The sequence below is a fragment of the Streptomyces sp. NBC_01723 genome (assembly GCF_036246005.1).
Lineage (GTDB): Bacteria > Actinomycetota > Actinomycetes > Streptomycetales > Streptomycetaceae > Streptomyces.
In genome coordinates, this window is record NZ_CP109171.1 from 1,237,540 (window position 1) to 1,252,827 (window position 15,288).

Annotated in this window: 16 protein-coding genes; 8 read left to right on the forward strand and 8 right to left on the reverse strand. The window is 71.5% G+C overall.

Annotated features, from left to right (window positions below):
* Positions 1-109: 109 nt before the first annotated feature.
* The 4 genes from ung to fabG all read right to left on the reverse strand — a co-directional run bounded on the left by ung (position 110) and on the right by fabG (position 4,222).
* Positions 110-793, reverse strand: coding sequence for a uracil-DNA glycosylase (gene ung / locus OIE75_RS05920; RefSeq protein WP_125494973.1), 684 nt, complete (start codon positions 791-793; stop codon positions 110-112).
* Positions 794-867: 74 nt separating this feature from the next.
* Positions 868-2,454, reverse strand: a complete 1,587-nt coding sequence (locus OIE75_RS05925) for an ABC transporter substrate-binding protein (protein ID WP_307010269.1) — start codon at positions 2,452-2,454, stop codon at positions 868-870.
* A 209-nt stretch (positions 2,455-2,663) separates the two neighbouring features.
* Positions 2,664-3,425: an SDR family oxidoreductase gene (locus tag OIE75_RS05930; protein WP_329469826.1), complete on the reverse strand. Its 762-nt coding sequence runs from the start codon at positions 3,423-3,425 to the stop codon at positions 2,664-2,666.
* Positions 3,426-3,460: 35 nt separating this feature from the next.
* Positions 3,461-4,222 carry a 3-oxoacyl-ACP reductase FabG gene (fabG, locus tag OIE75_RS05935; RefSeq protein WP_122620991.1) on the reverse strand — a complete coding sequence of 254 codons (762 nt, stop codon included), beginning with the start codon at positions 4,220-4,222 and terminating at the stop codon, positions 3,461-3,463.
* Between the two features lie 264 nt (positions 4,223-4,486).
* Between fabG and OIE75_RS05940 the strand changes: the two genes are divergently transcribed.
* Entirely contained in the window at positions 4,487-5,218 is a 732-nt protein-coding gene (locus OIE75_RS05940; RefSeq protein ID WP_307010274.1) for a hypothetical protein, read from the forward strand.
* 40 nt (positions 5,219-5,258) lie between these two features.
* On the opposite strand, the gene OIE75_RS05945 is transcribed toward OIE75_RS05940, so the two are convergent.
* The 3 genes from OIE75_RS05945 to OIE75_RS05955 all read right to left on the reverse strand — a co-directional run bounded on the left by OIE75_RS05945 (position 5,259) and on the right by OIE75_RS05955 (position 7,115).
* The gene (locus OIE75_RS05945) at positions 5,259-5,642 is read right to left on the reverse strand and encodes a DUF3037 domain-containing protein (protein WP_329469829.1); all 384 of its coding nucleotides are present in this window, start codon (positions 5,640-5,642) and stop codon (positions 5,259-5,261) included.
* Entirely contained in the window at positions 5,639-6,394 is a 756-nt protein-coding gene (locus OIE75_RS05950) for a HipA family kinase (protein WP_329469830.1), read from the reverse strand. The genes OIE75_RS05945 and OIE75_RS05950 overlap by 4 nt, the downstream gene beginning before the upstream one ends.
* A 67-nt stretch (positions 6,395-6,461) precedes the next feature.
* Complete coding sequence (locus OIE75_RS05955; RefSeq protein ID WP_329469831.1) at positions 6,462-7,115, reverse strand: GntR family transcriptional regulator; 654 nt, start codon at positions 7,113-7,115, stop codon at positions 6,462-6,464.
* 286 nt (positions 7,116-7,401) lie between these two features.
* Between OIE75_RS05955 and OIE75_RS05960 the strand changes: the two genes are divergently transcribed.
* The 6 genes from OIE75_RS05960 to OIE75_RS05985 all read left to right on the forward strand — a co-directional run bounded on the left by OIE75_RS05960 (position 7,402) and on the right by OIE75_RS05985 (position 11,837).
* Positions 7,402-7,545 (forward strand): L-rhamnose mutarotase, encoded by a 144-nt coding sequence (locus tag OIE75_RS05960; protein ID WP_443078443.1) that lies wholly within the window; start codon positions 7,402-7,404, stop codon positions 7,543-7,545.
* 72 nt (positions 7,546-7,617) lie between these two features.
* Positions 7,618-7,860, forward strand: a complete 243-nt coding sequence (locus OIE75_RS05965; protein WP_329469832.1) for a hypothetical protein — start codon at positions 7,618-7,620, stop codon at positions 7,858-7,860.
* Between the two features lie 8 nt (positions 7,861-7,868).
* A complete protein-coding gene (locus OIE75_RS05970; protein ID WP_329469833.1) occupies positions 7,869-9,227 on the forward strand; it encodes an enolase C-terminal domain-like protein in 1,359 nt (452 codons plus the stop codon).
* A complete protein-coding gene (locus OIE75_RS05975; RefSeq protein WP_307010284.1) occupies positions 9,224-9,979 on the forward strand; it encodes an SDR family NAD(P)-dependent oxidoreductase in 756 nt (251 codons plus the stop codon). The genes OIE75_RS05970 and OIE75_RS05975 overlap by 4 nt, the downstream gene beginning before the upstream one ends.
* On the forward strand, positions 9,976-10,980 hold the full coding sequence (locus OIE75_RS05980) for an aldo/keto reductase (protein ID WP_329469834.1): 1,005 nt from the start codon (positions 9,976-9,978) through the stop codon (positions 10,978-10,980). Before OIE75_RS05975 ends, OIE75_RS05980 begins: the two co-directional genes overlap by 4 nt.
* The gene (locus OIE75_RS05985) at positions 10,977-11,837 is read left to right on the forward strand and encodes an amidohydrolase family protein (protein WP_329469835.1); all 861 of its coding nucleotides are present in this window, start codon (positions 10,977-10,979) and stop codon (positions 11,835-11,837) included. Before OIE75_RS05980 ends, OIE75_RS05985 begins: the two co-directional genes overlap by 4 nt.
* Positions 11,838-11,873: 36 nt before the next feature.
* Here OIE75_RS05985 and OIE75_RS05990 read toward each other — a convergent pair whose 3' ends face one another.
* Complete coding sequence (locus OIE75_RS05990) at positions 11,874-12,563, reverse strand: GntR family transcriptional regulator (protein ID WP_307010290.1); 690 nt, start codon at positions 12,561-12,563, stop codon at positions 11,874-11,876.
* Positions 12,564-12,851: 288 nt separating this feature from the next.
* On the opposite strand from OIE75_RS05990, the gene OIE75_RS05995 reads away from it, so the two are divergent.
* Entirely contained in the window at positions 12,852-15,176 is a 2,325-nt protein-coding gene (locus OIE75_RS05995; protein ID WP_329469836.1) for a glycoside hydrolase family 95 protein, read from the forward strand.
* Positions 15,177-15,288 lie beyond the last annotated feature (112 nt).

Genomic DNA, 15,288 nt, shown 5'->3' on the forward strand with positions numbered 1-15,288 from the left:
CTGCGACCAGATCCGCCGGACAGGCCCTGACCGCAGGCGGCCACGATCCCGCTCAGGCCGCACCGGGAGGCACGGCCGGCCGACGGCGGACCCGGCCCGCGGCTCCGGGTCACTTCAGGTTCGGGATGGTCCAGTCGATCGGCTCGTGGCCCTGGGCCGCGACCGCCTCGTTGATCTGCGTGAACGGACGCGAGCCGAAGAACTTCTTCGCCGACAGCGGGGAGGGGTGCGCGCCCTTGACCACCCTGTGCCGGGTCTCGTCGATCAGCGGCAGCTTCTTCTGCGCGTAGTTGCCCCACAGCACGAACACCGCCGGGTCCGGCCGGTCGGCCACCGCGCGGATCACCGCGTCGGTGAAACGCTCCCAGCCGCGGGCCTTGTGCGAGTTCGCCTCACCCGCCCGGACCGTGAGCACCGCGTTGAGCAGGAGGACGCCCTGCTCCGCCCAGGGCATCAGATATCCGTTGTCCGGGACGGGCGTGCCCAGCTCCGCGTGCATCTCCTTGTAGATGTTCCGCAGGGACGGCGGGACCTTCACCCCGGGCCGGACGGAGAAGCACAGCCCGTGGCCCTGGCCCTCGCCGTGATACGGGTCCTGCCCGAGGACCAGCACCTTGACCCGGTCGTACGGCGTGGCGTCCAGCGCGGCGAAGACCTCCTCGCGCGGCGGGTAGACGGGGCCGTTCGCCCGCTCCTCCTCGACGAACTCCGTCAGCTCCTTGAAGTAGGGCTGCTGAAGCTCGTCGCCCAGCACCTCGCGCCAGGACTCGGGCAGCATGGCGGTGTCGGTCACGTCAACTTCCTTACGCTGTGCGGTCGCTTTCCACTCCTCACGAACCTACCGGCGACCACTGACAACCGGGCCGCCTACCAACTGGTCTTCCGGGAGAGCCGCCACATCATCATGATCGTCGACGGGTCCATGGCCTGCTCCGCGCCCGAGATGTCGGCATTCGCGGCCACGTACTGCTTGCCCTGCCACAACGGCAGCAACCGCGCGTCGTCCAGCATGATCTGCTGCGCCCGCTCGAACTCCCGCTCCACGTTGGCCCGGTCGCTCTCCCGGCGGGAGCGCGGCAGCAGCTCACCGGTGATCTCCGGCGCGGGGTAGGGCGTACCGAGCGCGTTCTGCTCACCGACGAACGGGGCGATGAAGTTCTCGGCGTCCGGGAAGTCCGGGGACCAGCCGCGACCGAACACCGGATACTCGCCCTTCTGGTAGCCCGTGACGTACGTCTTCCAGGGGCGGCTCTTCAGGGTGACCTGGAACAGGCCCGAGGCGTCGAGCTGCCGCTTGATCTCCTTGAACTCCTTCGCCGTCTCGGAGCCGTAGCGGTCGGTGGTGTACCAGAGGGTGAGCGGGACGCGCTCGGTGATGCCCGCGCCGGTGAGGATCTCGCGGGCCTTGGGGACGCTGGGGTCGCCGTAGTCGTCGAAGAAGCCCGTGGTGTGTCCGGTCAGGCCCTTGGGGACCATCGAGTACAGCGGGTCGACCGTGTCCTGGTAGATCGTGTGCGCGATCGCCGCCCGGTCGAGCACCTGGGCGACGGCCCGGCGGACCTCCTTGCGGCCCGCCCACGGGTCCTCGGGATTGAACACCAGGTAGCTGATCTCCGTGCCGCTGCCCTCGACCAGCTGGAGTTCCTCGTCCCTGCCGGCCTTGCCCTGGAGCGTGACGACGTCGTCGGCCGCGAGTCCCCGGTACGTCACCTGGATGTCGCCGTCGCGCAGCGCCTTCACCATGCCGGCGGAGTCCTTGAAGTAGCGGATCGTCACCGCCTTGTTCTGCCGGTCGGCGAAGCCGTCGTAGCGGTCGTTGCGCACGAGTTCGGCGCGCTCGCCGTCCTCGTACGACTCCAGCGTGTACGGACCCGAACCCACGACCTGGCCGTCCTCGCGCAGCTCGTTCGCGGGGTAGCTGCCGGGCTCGACGATCGACATGGCGGGCGTGGCGAGCACGAACGGGAAGGTGGCGTCGGGCTTGTTGAGGTGGAAGACCACCTCGCGCTCGCTCGGCGCCTGGACGCGTTCCAGGCTGCCCAGCAGTCCGGCGGGGCCGCCGTTGACGTTGATGTCCTTGATCCGGTCGATCGAGTGCTTGACGGCGCGCGCGTCGAGCCGGTCCCCGTTGGAGAAGGTCAGGCCGTCGCGCAGCTCGCAGCGGTACACCTGGTTCGTGGAGTCGGTGAAGGCGCACTCCTCGGCGGCGTCGGGCTGGGGCGCGGTCGCACCGTTCGGATAGCTGAGGAGCGTCTGGTAGATGTTCCGGAACAGCTCCCAGGAGCCGTCCCAGGAGGCCGCCGGGTCCAGGGTGCTGGGCGCGCTCGTCGTCCCCACGGCGATCGGCCCCTCGTCCTCGGAGCTGTCGGACGACAGAATGCCGCAGCCGGTCACCAGCGACGATATGGACACGATGGCCGCCACCCGACGCAGGCCTCGGTTCCGGTTGAACACGCGCACGCTCCTCGATCCGCCGTGCCAAGGGTCGGCAGACCATACCGCAGCGCCGCGCCACCTGAACCCCCTTCTGAACAGGGGTTTTGATCATTTGGCGATGACTACGTTGTCATCCTCCCGGCGGTCTCGAAACGCGGACACGGGCGCCGTTTCCGTCAACGGCGCCCGTGTCACGGGCCGGTCCTCAGTGCTGTCGACAGGCGAGATCAGGCCACGCCGGCGTTCAGGAAAATGCCTCCGTCGACGACGAGGGTCTGACCGGTGACCCAGTCGGACTGCGCCGAGGTGAGGAAGGCGGCGGCACCGCCGATGTCGGAGGGCACGCCCAGCCGGCCCAGCGGGTAGCCGGCGGCCGCCTCCTCTTCCCGGCCCTCGTACAGGGCGGCGGCGAACTTGGTCTTCACGACCGCCGGGGCGATCGCGTTGACCCGCACCTTCGGCGCGAACTCGTGCGCCAGCTGCGCGGTGAGGTTGATCAGCGCGGCCTTGCTGACGCCGTACGCGGCGATGAAGGGCGAGGGCGAGAGGCCCGCGACGGACGCGATGTTGACGATCGCACCGCCGTTCTCCTTCTGCCAGGCGTGCCAGGTGCGCTGGGCGAAGCCGAGCGCCGAGATCACGTTGGTCTCGAAGACCTTCCGCGCGACGTTCAGGTCCAGGTCGGCGATCGGCCCGAACACCGGGTTGGTGCCGGCGTTGTTGACCAGGAAGTCGACGCGGCCGAAGGCCTCCATCGTGCGCTCGACGGCGACGGCCTGGTGGGCCTCGTCGTGCGCCTTGCCGGCGACACCGATGACCCGGTCGGCGCCGAGCTTCTCGACGGCCTCCTTGAGGGCGTCCTCGTTGCGGCCGGTGATGCAGACCCGGTCGCCGCGCGCGACGAGCGCCTCGGCGACGCCGTGGCCGATACCGCGGCTGGCGCCCGTGACGAGCGCGACCTTGCCGGAGAGTACGGGGAGTTCAGTCATGTCCGTGTTCCCTAGTGTCCGTGTTCTCCGTGTCCCTAGTCGAGCGGTCCGCCGGCCACGTACAGCACCTGGCCGGAGACGAAGCCGGCCGCCTCGCCGGTGAAGAAGGCGATGGCGTTGGCGATGTCGTCGGGCTCACCGACGCGGGCGACCGGGATCTGGGTGGCGGCGGCGGCCTTGAAGTCGTCGAAGCCCATGCCCACGCGGTCGGCGGTGGCCTTGGTCATCTCGGTGGCGATGAAGCCCGGAGCGACGGAGTTGGCGGTGACGCCGAACTTGCCCAGCTCCTTGGCGAGGGTCTTGGTGAAGCCCTGGAGACCGGCCTTGGCGGCGGAGTAGTTGACCTGGCCGCGGTTGCCGAGCGCGGAGGAGGAGGACAGGTTGACGATGCGGCCGAAGCCGGCGTCCACCATGTGCTTCTGGCACGCCTTGGACATCAGGAAGGCGCCGCGCAGGTGCACGTTCATGACGGTGTCCCAGTCGGAGACGCTCATCTTGAAGAGCAGGTTGTCGCGGAGTACGCCCGCGTTGTTGACGAGGATCGTCGGCGCGCCCAGCTCCCCGGCGATCCGCGCGACGGCCGCCTCGACCTGCGCCTCGTCGGAGACGTCGCAACCGACCGCGATCGCCTTGCCGCCGGCCGCGGTGATCTGCTCCACGGTGTCCTTGCAGGCGGCCTCGTCGAGGTCGATGACGGCGACGGCGCGGCCCTCGGCGGCCAGTCGTACGGCGGTCGCGGCACCGATGCCGCGCGCGGCTCCGGTGACGACGGCGACCCGCTGCTCAGTGGTGGACATTGCTGCTCTCCTCGTCCTGGGGATGCGGCCCGTGCGGAGCGTGCGCCCTTGGGTGAGCGACCGCTTAGTACCTTCCGCAGACGTGACGCTAGAAGCCCTGGCACCCGGTGTCAACGGGACACCGGGCCGGTGTGATCCATTACCCGGGCTCCCCGGTGCGTCACCATCCCCGGCCTACCCGATCGGACCAGCGCTGCGCGCCCCCGGGCCCCCGGGCCCCTAGCGTCGAAGCGCGAGCCACTCGTGGCCGGAAAGGAGACGTCCATGCGCCGTCTAACCGGTGCCGCAGGCATAGCCGTCGCGATAGCCGCGATCGTGCCGATGGCCGACACCGCACACACCCAGGAACTGGACTCCCGGAGTCTCACCCAGCAGCAGGCGGGCCAGGCCGCCTTCGAAAGCGATCCGAACGCGCCGGACGCGTTCACCGAGGACCTGTTCGCCCCGGACCCACTCGACCAGGGAGAACCCGACGGCAGCGACTTCGGCGCGGGCTCGTTCGACCCTGGTGGTAACGACCCTGGCGGTAATGACCAGGGCGGAAACGACCAGGGCGGGTTCGGCGAGGGCGGAGCCGACCAAGGCGGGTTCAACGACGGTCGGCACGACGAGGGCCGGAATGATCAGGGCGGTTTCGACCAGGGCGGTTTCGACCAGGGCGGGAACAACGGCGGCCGGGACGAAGACCGGGGCGACCAGGGCCGGCAGGTGGAGCAGAACCAGCGGGTGGAGCAGAACCAGCGCGTCGAGGTGCAGATCGCCTCGCTCCCGACCACCTCCTCGACCTCGGTGCCGCTCCCGGTCACGCCCGCACCGACCACCGCCACGAGTCCGTCGGCCTCCCCCACTGTCACTCCGACGCGCGGCACCCAGGGCGGCCTGGGTGGCTCCTTCAGCGGCGGGCCGAGCCGCTCGGACATCGCCATCGGGCTGGGCTGCGTGGCCAGCGCCACGCTCGCCGCCGGCTACGCGCTCAGGCGCCGCCGGCGCGCCTGACCCCCGCAGCGGCTCCGGGCCGGAGCGAACCCGCCCGGCGTCACCGCACCAGCAGGTCCAGCAGCCGCTGCGCCTCGGCCGCCGGATCGGCGGTCAGGCCGGTGTGCACGGGGCCCGGCTGGACGATGGTCGAGCGGGGCGCGATCAGCCAGCGGAAGCGGCGGCCCGGATCGTCCTGGGCCGCCTGGCCCGCCGCGTCCCCGCCGGTGCACACCCTTTCCACGGCGCGCAGCGCCGCACGTACGCCCGGCAGGTCCACACCCGAGTCGAGGGCCAGCAGCCTGGCTTCGTCGAGGTGGGTGCGGGCACCGACGTAGGACTTGGCCCGGCAGTACACGAGGACGCCGGCGTTGACGCACTCCCCGCGCTCGACGCGGGGTACGACCCGCACCAGCGCGTACTCGAAGACGTGGCGGTCGCTCACCGCTCCCCCTTGACGCGTTCGTGAATCGTGGCGGCCCGGGCGAGCAGCGGCCGGGCATAGGCCCGCCGCAGGTCGTCGGGGGTCGCGAAGCCGGGCTCGTCCCGCAGCCACACGTCCGGGATCCCGGCGGTGACCTCCGCGAGGAGTTCCTCGGTGACCAGCGGCGCGAGCGCGGCGGCGGCCGAGCGGACGTCCGGCGAGAAGCGCGCGAGGGCGTGGTCGGACGCGTCGTAGGGGCGGGCCGCGGAGGCCTCGGCCCCGGGCCAGTTGTGCTGCCAGATCATGGTCGCGCCGTGGTCGATGAGCCATGTCTCGCCCCGAAGGCGCAACAGGTTGGGGTTGCGCCAGGACCGGTCGACGTTGTTCACCAACGCGTCGAACCAGACGATCCGGCCGGCCTCCTCGGGGCTCACCTCGAAGGCGAGCGGGTCGAAGCCGAGCGCGCCGGAGAGGAAGTCCATGCCGAGGTTGGTGCCGCCGCTCGACTTGAGCAGTTCCTGCACCTGCTGGTCGGGCTCGCCGAGCCCCAGGACGGGATCGAGGTCGACCGTCACGATGCGCGGGACGCGGAAACCCAGCCGCCGGGCCAGCTCACCGCAGACCACCTCCGCGACCAGCGTCTTGCGTCCCTGCCCCGCGCCGGTGAACTTCAGGACGTACGTCCCGAGATCGTCGGCCTCGACGAGCCCCGGCAGCGAACCGCCCTCGCGCAGGGGCGTGATGTAGCGGGTCGCGGTGACCTCTTTCAGCATGTTCCCGGGCCATCCGTCGGTGAATCTGCGTCGCGCATGCAGTGAGCATAGTGATCCGGGCCGGTCGTCACGCCTCGCCCTCCGCGTACCGGTCGAGATGGCGCCGCAGGCTCGACTCCAGATGCTCGCGCATGGCCTCCGACGCCCGTTCGGGACTGCGCCGCAGCACCGCCCTCAGGATACGGTCGTGCTCGATGACGGTGGCCGGACTGCCGCCCGAGACGGGGCTGAGCCGGAAGAGGTGCAGGTGGGTGTGGAGCCGCTCCACCGCCGCGGCGAGCATCGTCCGCCCCGACGCGACGGCCAGCGCGTCGTGGAACCGCTGGTCCAGCACCGCGAAGCGCCCGTACTCGGCATAACTGTGCCCCTTGTCCGGCAGCCCCTGCATCTCCTCGACCACGGCCTCGATCCGGTCCAGCGCCGCCTCGCCCACGTGCTCGGCGGCCAGCGCGGCGGCCCGCGGCTCCAGCAGCAGACGCATCTCGAAGAGTTCCTCCACCCCCTGCCGGGTGAGCAGTTCGGTGGCCCGGTATCCGGAGAGCGACCGCTTCACCACCAGTCCGTCCGACTCCAGGCGGGCGAGCGCTTCGCGCACCGGCGTCGCCGAGACTCCCAGGGACCGCGAGACGGACTCGATACCGACCCGTGCGCCGGGCTGGATCACGTGGTCCATGACCATGGCCTTGACCGCCTCGTAGACGCTGACCGTCAGCACCGACATCGTTGCGCTCTCCCCTCGGGAACGGCATCGGCCGATCCACGACCTCGCCCCCTCTGTTCTATATGATCTGACGCGATCACCGTCGCGAACAGCGAGTGGGCCGCTTCATCCACGCGCCATCACCCGACCTTCACCTTCCACCTCGATCTGCACACGATCGGCCGAAAATCGGGACTCTACGCAGTCGAGCAGCCACTCGCTCCGGTACGACCCTTGACGTGACCGCCACCACTGCCCCAGCATCGCGGGCAACGAAATCCTATTTGATTCTAGTGGGGCAGCCTACCTGGCGGCGGACCTCGCCCTGATGGCCGACGACCCGGCCACCCAGGAGTGGTGGCGCCGGACAGCGCCCTGTCAGCACCCCGTCGAGGAGGCCGCGCCCGGCGAGTGGTGGGCGTCCATGACGCAGGTCTACCTCATGGAGTAGCGCACCCGGCCTGCCGAGCCCGACCGCACCGACCCCGCGGCACCGCCCGTGCCGCGACCGCGAGGAGAACACGTGAAGCTGCTGCGCCTCGGCGCCACCTGCGCCGAACGCCCGGCCGTCCCGGCCGTCCTGGCCGTCCCGGCGGTCCTGGCCGACGAACGGGACGTCCGTCTGGAGCCGTCCCCTCGGTGGGACCTGGGCAAGTCGTGCGAGACGTTCAACCCGACCGGCCCGTCCAAGGCGCGGGCCGGTGAGACGGTGGAGCCGGAGATCGGCGGTCTCGGCCGCCGGCGTCGGACCTTCGAGGACGCGTGAGGACGGCGATGAAGACCCACCCCGCGGCCCGCATCACGGACGTCGAGGTCGTCGACGTCCGGTTCCCCACCTCGCGTGAGCTGGACGGCTCGGACGCGATGAACCCCGACCCCGACTACTCGGCCGCCTACGTCGTCCTGCGGACCGACGCGGACGACGGCCCGCGGGGGCGTCTCGAGGGGCACGCCTTCACCTTCACCATCGGACGCGGCAACGAGGTGCAGGCGGCGGCCGTCACCGCGCTGCGCCCCCATGTCGTCGGCCGGTCCGTGGAGGAGGTGTGCGCCGATCCGGGAACGGTGAGCCGGGCCCTCAACGGTGACAGCCAACTGCGCTGGCTCGGCCCGGAGAAGGGCGTGATGCACATGGCCGTCGGCGCCGTGGTCAACGCGGTCTGGGACCTCGCGGCCAGACGGGCCGGCAAGCCGGTGTGGCGGCTCCTCGCCGACGCGGAGCCCCAGTGGCTCGCCGACCAGGTGGACTACCGCTACATCGAGGACGCCCTCACCCGCGAGGAGGCCGTGACCCTGCTCCGGGAGGGGAAGAAGGGCGCCGCCGAACGCGAAGCCCTGCTGCTGTCACGCGGATACCCGGCGTACACCACCTCCCCAGGCTGGCTGGGCTACTCCGACGAGAAGCTGGTGCGGCTCGCCAAGCAGGCCGTCGTCGACGGTTTCCCGCAGATCAAGCTCAAGGTCGGTGCCGACCTCGCCGACGACGTCCGCAGGCTGCGCACGGCCCGTGCGGCGGTCGGCCCGGACATCCGCATCGCCATCGACGCCAACCAGCGCTGGAACGTCGCCGAGGCCGTCGAGTGGACCAGGGCACTGGCCGACAGCGACCCGTACTGGATCGAGGAGCCCACCAGCCCCGACGACATCCTCGGTCACGCGGCCGTGCGCCGGGGCGTCGCGCCCGTCAAGGTCGCCACCGGCGAGCATGTGCAGAACCGCATCGTCTTCAAGCAGTTGCTGCAGGCCGAGGCGATCGACGTCCTCCAGATCGACGCGGCACGGGTGGGCGGCGTCAACGAGAACCTGGCCATTCTGCTGCTCGCCGCCAAGTTCCGCGTCCCGGTCTGCCCGCACGCCGGCGGAGTCGGGCTGTGCGAACTGGTCCGCCACCTCTCGATGTTCGACTTCGTCGCCCTGTCCGGCACCACCGAGGACCGGGTCATCGAGTACGTCGACCACCTCCACGAGCACTTCGACGACCCCGTGGTCATCACCGACGGCCACTACACGGCGCCCACCGCGCCCGGCTTCTCGTCCCGGATGCACCCCGAGTCCATCGCGACCTACCGCTATCCCGACGGCGTCTTCTGGGCCGCCGACCTCGCCGTACAGGAGAAGGGGACCCCCTCATGAGCGAACTGTCCGGACTCAAGGCCCTGGTGACCGGCGGCGCCTCCGGCATCGGCCGGGCCACCGCCGTCCTGCTGGCCGCGCGCGGTGCCGACGTCGCCGTCCTCGACCTCGACCCGTCGGCCGTGGACGAACCCCTGCGCGGCTACGCCGCCGACGTGTCCGACGACGCCTCGGTACGGTCCGCCGTCGCCGCCGCGGCCCACGAGCTCGGCGGCCTCGACATCCTGGTCAACAACGCCGGGATCGGCGCGACGGGCACGGTCGAGGACAACGACGACGCCCAGTGGCACCGGGTCCTGGACGTGAACGTCCTCGGCGTCGTCCGCACCACCCGGGCGGCTCTTCCCCTCCTGCGTGCCTCCGCGCACGCCGCCGTCGTCAACACCTGCTCGATCGCGGCCACGGCCGGCCTGCCGCAGCGGGCCCTGTACAGCGCCAGCAAGGGCGCGCTCCAGGCCCTCACCCTCGCCATGGCGGCGGACCACGTCCGCGAGGGCATCCGCGTGAACTGCGTGAACCCCGGCACGGCGGACACTCCCTGGGTGGGCCGTCTCCTGGACCGGGCGCCCGACCCGGAGGCCGAGCGGGCGGCGCTCAACGCCCGCCAGCCCATGGGCCGTCTGGTCACCGCCGAAGAGGTCGCCGCGGCCATCGCCTACCTGGCGAGCCCGGCCGCCGCGAGCGTCACCGGCACGGCCCTGGCCGTGGACGGCGGCATGCAGGGCCTCCGGCTGCGCCCGGAGGGACGGTGAGGGCGGCGCTCCTGGGAGGCAGCGGCGTGCCGGTCACCGCCCTCGGCCTGGGTGCCGCCGCCATCGCCGGACTCTACGAGGCCGTCGGCGAGGACGAGGCGGCGGCCACCGTGGAGGCCGCCTGGGACGCGGGCATCCGCTACTTCGACACCGCCCCGCACTACGGTCTGGGCCTCTCGGAGCGCAGGCTGGGCGCAACCCTGCGGACGAGGCCCCGGGAGGAATTCGTCCTGTCCACCAAGGTGGGCCGGGTACTCGAACCGCACGACGGCGGCGGCGACGACCGGGCCAACGGCTTCGCGGTACCGGCGTCCCACCGGCGCCGGTGGGACTTCAGCGCCGACGGCGTACGCCGCTCACTGGAGGAGAGCCTCACCCGCCTCGGGCTGGACCGCGTGGACCTGGTCCTGCTCCACGACCCCGACGAGCACGGTGAACAGGCCTTCCGGGAGGCGTACCCGGCGCTGGAGGAGCTGCGGTCGCAGGGGGTCGTCCGGGCGATCGGCGCGGGGATGAACCAGAGCCGGATGCTGACCCGGTTCCTGACGGACACGGACGTCGACGCGGTGCTCTGCGCCGGGCGCTACACCCTGCTGGAACAGGGCGCCCTGGAGACGCTGCTGCCGGCCGCGTCCGCCGCCGGCAAGAGCGTGATCGTCGGCGGTGTGTTCAACTCCGGGCTGCTGGCCGACCCCGCGCCCGGCGCCACGTATGACTACGCGGCGGCGCCCTCGGACCTCCTGGACCGGGCGGTGCGGATGCGCGCGGTGACCGAGGCGCACGGACTGCCGCTGCGGGCCGCCGCGCTCCGCTTCCCCTTCGGGCATCCGGCGGTCGCGTCGGTCCTCGTCGGTGCGCGCTCGGCGGCCCAGGTCGTGGACGCCGTCGCACAGGTCCGCGGGCCCGCCCCCGGGGCCGTGTGGGACGGTCTGCGGGCTCAGGGCCTGCTGGCCGGCGGAGTGCCGGTGCCGGAGCCGGTGCTGGATGGGAGGCCGGGGTGACCGTCATCGACGCCCACCACCATCTGTGGGATCTCGCCGCGCGCGACCAGGAGTGGCTCGACGGCCCCGGGCTCGCCCCGTTGCGGCGCTCCTTCGTCGCCGCCGACCTGGCGGCCGCGGCCGGCGCCGCGGGGGTCACCGCCACGGTGCTGGTGGAGACGGTCAACGTCGCCGAGGAGACACCCGAGTTGCTCTCCCTGGCCGCGCACAGCGACCTGATCGGGGCGGTCGTGGGGTGGACCGATCTGACGGCCCCGGACGTCGCCGACGCACTCGACGCGCTGCGGTCACTGCCCGGTGGTGACTTCCTGCGCGGGATCCGCCACCAGGTCCAGGGCGAACCCGACCCCGACTGGCTGACCCGCCCGGAGGTCCTGCGCGGCCTGCGTGCCGTCGCCGGGGCCGGACTCGTCTACGACCTGGTGGTGCTGCCGCACCAGCTGCCCGCCGCGGCGCGAGCGGCGGCCTCGGTGCCCGGCCTCACCTTCGTCCTGGATCATCTCGGCAAGCCGCCGATCGCGTCCGGGGCACTGGAACCCTGGGCCGGGCGGGTACGGGAGCTGGCCTCACTGCCCAACACGGTGTGCAAACTCTCGGGCATGGTGACCGAGGCCGACTGGTCGTCATGGACGGCCGACGACCTCAGGCCGTACGCCGACACCGTGATCGACGCCTTCGGCCCCCGGCGGCTGATGTTCGGCTCCGACTGGCCGGTGAGCACGCTCGCCGGGGGCTACGGCGCGGTCGTCGACGCGGCCCGGACGCTCACCGCCGCACTGGAACCGGCCGAGCGGTCCGAGGTGTGGTCCGGCACCGCTCGGCGCGTCTACCGCGTCCCCGGCGCACACCCGGGGTGACGGGGAGGGGCCGCACCGGCGTGCCGGTCCCTCCTCTCACTCCTCGTCGAACCGGCTCAGCTGGCGTTCGAGGCTGCGGTCGAGGTGCTCGGCCATCGCTTCCGCGGCGTGCTCGGCCCTGCGGCGCAGGATCGCCCGCACGATGCGTTCGTGTTCGCCCAGGGTCGGATCGTCCGCTTCCTGGATGTCCTGGACGTTGCTGAGCCGGAAGATGTGCAGGTGCGTGTGGAGCCGCTCCACCGCGTCCGCGAGCAGCGGCCGGTGGGCGGCTTCCGCGACGGTGTCGTGGAAGCGCTGGTCCAGCGCGGCGAAGTCCCGGTAGGAGGCGTACGGCCCGGTGGGCCCGGGGTGGGCCTGCATGCCCTCCAGCGTGGCCTCCAGGGCGTCGAGCTGGCTCTCCTCGGCGTTGTGCGCCGCCAGGGCCGCGGCGCGCGGCTCCAGGAGCAGCCGCATCTCGAACAGCTCCTCCACCCCCTGGCGCGTGAGCAACTCGGTCGCCCGGTACCCGGACAGCGAGCGCTTGACCACGAGCCCGTCGGACTCCAGCCGGGCGAGCGCCTCGCGCACCGGGGTCGGTGAGACGTCCAGCTCACGGGCCAGGGCCTCGATGCCGACGCGGGCGCCCGGAGCGATCTCGTGGTCCATGACCTTGGCCTTGATGTCCTCGTAGACACTGTCGGACAGAACCTGACGGACCGGCGGGACGGACGGGTCGTGCGCCGGCATCCGGGTCTCCTACTGGTCGGTGCGGTGGGGGCTGGGGCCATCAGCAGTTTAACGATGTGAGGGCGTCCGCCCTCCCTCCATCCCCAGCCGTCGATCAAATAGGAAACGGCCTCAGATCCCAACTCGGGGACAGAGAAGACACCAGGCAAGCACAGCGGATCAGGATAGCCATCTTGATTTTTCCTATAGGAATCGCGTCGGAGGTGTTGACAGCACCCCATCCGTCCGGCTGCACTGCCGCCTGTCGCGGAGTCCCCCGTCCTCCCCCTCGCAAGGAGCCGCATCCCCATGTCCGATCGCTCCCGCACCCCCTCCCCCGCCGCCGACGACAGCCCTTCCGGCGCGGCTTCGCTGGTGCCGGAGAGCGAGGCGGTCACCCTCTGGTACACGAAGCCGGGCGCCGAGGAGAAGGTGATCGAGGAGGGCCTGCCCATCGGCAACGGCAGGCTCGGCGCCCTGGTCACCGGCCACCCGTCCCGGGACGTCCTGGTCCTCGCCGACGCCACCCTGTGGACGGGACACGCCAACGCCGCGCTGCAGTCCGACGGCCAGTTCCCCTACGGCACCGAGGACTTCGGCACCTTCGGCATGCTGGCCAAGGCGTACGTCGACATCCCCGCCCACACCACCGCCGCCGTCGGCGACTACCGCCGCACGCTCGACATGAGCAACGGACTGGTGACCGCCACCTACGAGTCCGGCGGCGTAACCTACCGCCGCGAGGTGTTCTCCAGCCACCCGGACGACGTCGTCGTGGTGCGCCTGTCCCAGAGCGGCGGCGGCTCCTACACCGGCTCCCTGACGCTGGCCGGGACACGCGACGAGGAGGTGACCGCCGACGCGGGCGCCGCCGAGGCGTCCTTCGCCGCGACGTTCACCAACTCGCTGAGGTACGCGACCGTCGTGAAGGCGGCGAGCGAGGGCGGCACCGTCTCCGCGACCGGCACGAAGGTGACCTTCAGCGACTGCGCCGAGGTCGTGCTGGTCGTCTCGGGCGGCACCAACTACAAGGCGGACGCGTCCGTCGAGTACAAGGACGCTGACCTCGTTCCGCTCACCGTCGCCCGCGACAAGGCCGCCCGGGCCGCGGGGGCCGGCGGATCGGCGCTGCTCGCGGGCCACGTCGCCGACTTCCAGCGGCTGCAGAAGCGGACGACGGTGAACCTGGGCAGCTCCAGCGCCGCCCAGCGTGCCATGGAGACCCCCGCCCGGCTCGCCGCCCGCGCCGCGGCGGGCGCCGCCCCCGACCCCGAGCTGGAGGCCTCCTACCTGGAGTTCGGCCGCTACCTGACCATCTGCGGCTCCCGGGACGGCCTGCCCACCGGCCTCCAGGGCCTGTGGCTCGACAGCAACACCCCGGCGTGGATGAGCGACTACCACACCGACATCAACGTCCAGATGAACTACTGGCTGCCCGACCGGGCCGGGCTGCCCGAGTGCTTCGACGCCTTCACGGACTACTGCGTGGCACAGTTGCCGGGCTGGCGGGCCACCACGGAGGCCCTCTTCCAGGACCCCCGCAACGGCTTCCGGAACACCTCCGGCAAGGTCGCCGGCTGGACGCTCGCCATCTCCACCAACGTCTGGGGCGGCAACGGCTGGTGGTGGCACCCGGCCGGCAACGCGTGGGTGTGCAACTCGCTCTACGAGCACTACGAGTACACCCAGGACCCCGCGGACCTGGCGAAGATCTACCCGCTGCTGAAGGGCGCCTGCGAGTTCTGGGAAGCGCGACTGATCACGACGACGGTGGCGGGGCGAGAGGTCCTCGTCGACGACCACGACTGGTCACCGGAGCACGGCCCGCGGAACGCCCGCGGCATCACCTACGCGCAGGAACTGGTCTGGCAGCTGTTCGAGAACTACCGGGAGGCCGCCGCCGAGCTGGGCAGGGACGCGGCGTACGCCGCCACGGTCGACGGTCTCCGGAAGAAGCTCCACCTGCCCGGGGTCGGTGCCGGCAGCGGCCGGCTGGAGGAGTGGATGAGCGAGGACGACCTCGGCGAGACCACGCACCGCCACCTGTCCGCACACATGGGCCTCTTCCCCGGCGACCGCGTCAACCTCCAGGACTCCCCCGCCTCGCTCGTCGGCGGTGCCACCAGGCTGCTGGAGGCGCGCGGCATGGACAGCTTCGGCTGGGCCACCGCATGGCGGTCCATGTGCTGGGCACGGCTGAAGCACGCCGACAAGGCGTACCAGTGCGTGCTCACCGTCATGAAGCCGTCCGTGGACTTCGGCAACGGCACGGCGGGCAACTTCTTCGACATGTACTCGTTCGGAGGCAGCTCCGTTCTCCAGATCGACGCGAACTTCGGCACACCGGTGGCGATGATCGAGATGCTGGTCCAGTCCCGCCCGGGCCGCGTCGAGCTGCTCCCCGCCCTCCCGGACGCTTGGGCCGCCACCGGATCGGTCACCGGGATCGGCGTACGCGGCGGCTTCACGGTCGACGTGGCCTGGAAGGCGGGGCAGGTCACCACCGCGACCCTGCACGGTGCCCCGGGCCGCACCACCACCGTCGTCCTCGGTGACCGAAGCCGCCGGGTCACCATCCCCTCGTCCGGTTCCGTGACCGTGTCGCCACCGGCGCACACCGCCGACCAGCGGTGAATCCCCCGGCGGCGTTCTGAGCCACCCGTCGACAGCGAATCGACAGCCGTGTTTTACGCCCGCCCGACCGCCGAACCGACAGCATCACCGCACGGTCTGAACAGCACGTGCC

What these genes read in the sequence shown, in the direction of transcription:
- OIE75_RS05955 (WP_329469831.1), bottom strand. Translation starts at nt 7,115, where the DNA reads ATGTCGGTGCTGACGGTCAGCGTCTACGAGGCGGTCAAGGCCATGGTC.
- fabG (WP_122620991.1), bottom strand. Translation starts at nt 4,222, where the DNA reads ATGTCCACCACTGAGCAGCGGGTCGCCGTCGTCACCGGAGCCGCGCGC.
- OIE75_RS05950 (WP_329469830.1), bottom strand. Translation starts at nt 6,394, where the DNA reads ATGCTGAAAGAGGTCACCGCGACCCGCTACATCACGCCCCTGCGCGAG.
- OIE75_RS05970 (WP_329469833.1), top strand. Translation starts at nt 7,869, where the DNA reads ATGAAGACCCACCCCGCGGCCCGCATCACGGACGTCGAGGTCGTCGAC.
- OIE75_RS05975 (WP_307010284.1), top strand. Translation starts at nt 9,224, where the DNA reads ATGAGCGAACTGTCCGGACTCAAGGCCCTGGTGACCGGCGGCGCCTCC.
- OIE75_RS05930 (WP_329469826.1), bottom strand. Translation starts at nt 3,425, where the DNA reads ATGACTGAACTCCCCGTACTCTCCGGCAAGGTCGCGCTCGTCACGGGC.
- OIE75_RS05990 (WP_307010290.1), bottom strand. Translation starts at nt 12,563, where the DNA reads ATGCCGGCGCACGACCCGTCCGTCCCGCCGGTCCGTCAGGTTCTGTCC.
- OIE75_RS05995 (WP_329469836.1), top strand. Translation starts at nt 12,852, where the DNA reads ATGTCCGATCGCTCCCGCACCCCCTCCCCCGCCGCCGACGACAGCCCT.
- OIE75_RS05940 (WP_307010274.1), top strand. Translation starts at nt 4,487, where the DNA reads ATGCGCCGTCTAACCGGTGCCGCAGGCATAGCCGTCGCGATAGCCGCG.